This is a genomic window from Thiorhodococcus minor (genome assembly GCF_010820565.1).
GTDB classification, from domain to species: Bacteria; Pseudomonadota; Gammaproteobacteria; order Chromatiales; family Chromatiaceae; genus Thiorhodococcus; species Thiorhodococcus minor.
In genome coordinates this window covers 1-1,452 of sequence record NZ_JAAIJQ010000246.1, presented here as the reverse complement: position 1 = coordinate 1,452, position 1,452 = coordinate 1, and the positions used below count along the sequence as shown (strand labels likewise).

Genomic DNA, 1,452 nt, shown 5'->3' with positions numbered 1-1,452 from the left:
GATTACGAACGCTGCTGGCTGAAAACTTTCAGATTATCGGAAATTAAAAAGCCGAAATCCTGTATTCGCTGGGTATATCCGATAGCTACTGCTTAACCGGCTTCGTCCATCGTTCTCCGCTGGGGTTAAGCGCCGTCGCTCGCCCTCGATATCTACCCGGTTATACTCAGCCGCGCCGGGGTCGCTGCTCTTGTCCACCCACGCTTGGCGATACTTCAATCGGCTAGCATCACGAGCGTACCAAAGCAAATAATCACACACGTTCGGTAGAAGCAGGTCTTCCTGAGCGCTCGTCTTAACAATCGTGATCAACGAAACGCAGTTCTCCTCCCCAAACACCTCATCCATCACCGCCCGCACCCGATGCACATTCTCATCCCCAATCTGAACGAAGATCGACCCTGACTCGGTCAGCAGGTCCCGCGCGACGGTGAGCCGGTCGCGCAGATAGGTCAGATAGGAATGGATGCCGTCGCGCCAGGTATCCCGGAACGCCTTGACCTGCTCCGGCTCGCGGGTGATGTGGTCGGGGTTGCCGTCCTTGACGTCGCGGCTGGTGGTCGACCACTGGAAGTTGGAGTTGAATTTGATGCCGTAGGGCGGATCCAGATAGATGCACTGCACCTTAACGCGCAACCCCTCACGCTCGGCGAGCGAGGCCATGACCTGGAGGCTGTCGCCCAGGATCAGGCGGTTGGACCAATGGCCCTCGTGGCGGTAGAAGTCGGTCCGGTCCGCCTCCTCGGGGATGCCGTTGAAGTCGGCGAAGAGATCCAGTTGCACGGGGTCTGAGTGGTGAGCACCACCCCCACTATCCACTATCCACTTTCCACTCTTCACTGCCCCCCACTGTCCACTTCCCACTCGCATCAGGTCGTCAATCAACGCCTTGGGATGGACCTTCTCCTGGATGTAGAGCGGCGGTGCATGAACCACCAGGTCGGACCAGTCCTGCTGGTCCTTGCCGCGCCAGACGAGCTGCGGGTCCAGGTCGCGATTGCGCCGCGCCTTCTCCTCGGCCAGCGGATCCCCGCTCGCCTCGCCGCCATCCGAGTAACCACGCCGATAGGTGATGGGAATGGGCCGCTTCTCGTCCTCGCGCATCACCGACTGATACTCGGCGGTCGGGATGTTGGTACGCGTCGCCTCCTCGTGCTTGAAGGCCTCGACGCTGAGTTTGCTTGGTTTGACGGATTTGGATTTGGCCATTGTCTATCCAGAACGATGATTCCCTGGTGACGAAGCTCCAGCTTCGTGACCCGCGCGATGAAGCTCCCGCTTCTCGAATGCAGCTACCTCGGTCGACTTCGGTCAGCTCTGGCTGGGCCAAGCCGTCACGGACACGGGACCTGCGCTTGTGCGGCGGCGCGTCGACCCTCGTGAAGCAGAGCTTCTTCTCCGAGGTCACGAAGCTGGAGCTTCGTGACCAGAGCCTGGTCTACTGGTGAGTCC

At 59.9% G+C, this 1,452-nt stretch carries 1 protein-coding gene; it reads right to left on the bottom strand.

Annotation, left to right across the window (positions count from 1 at the left end; translation table 11 throughout):
• Nucleotides 1-33 precede the first annotated feature (33 nt).
• On the bottom strand, nucleotides 34-1,209 hold the full coding sequence (locus tag G3446_RS26690; protein WP_209262663.1) for a DNA methyltransferase: 1,176 nt from the start codon (nucleotides 1,207-1,209) through the stop codon (nucleotides 34-36).
• Nucleotides 1,210-1,452 lie beyond the last annotated feature (243 nt).

Excerpts from the sequence above, each read along its gene's own strand:
- G3446_RS26690 (WP_209262663.1), bottom strand. The coding sequence starts at position 1,209 with ATGGCCAAATCCAAATCCGTCAAACCAAGCAAACTCAGCGTCGAGGCC.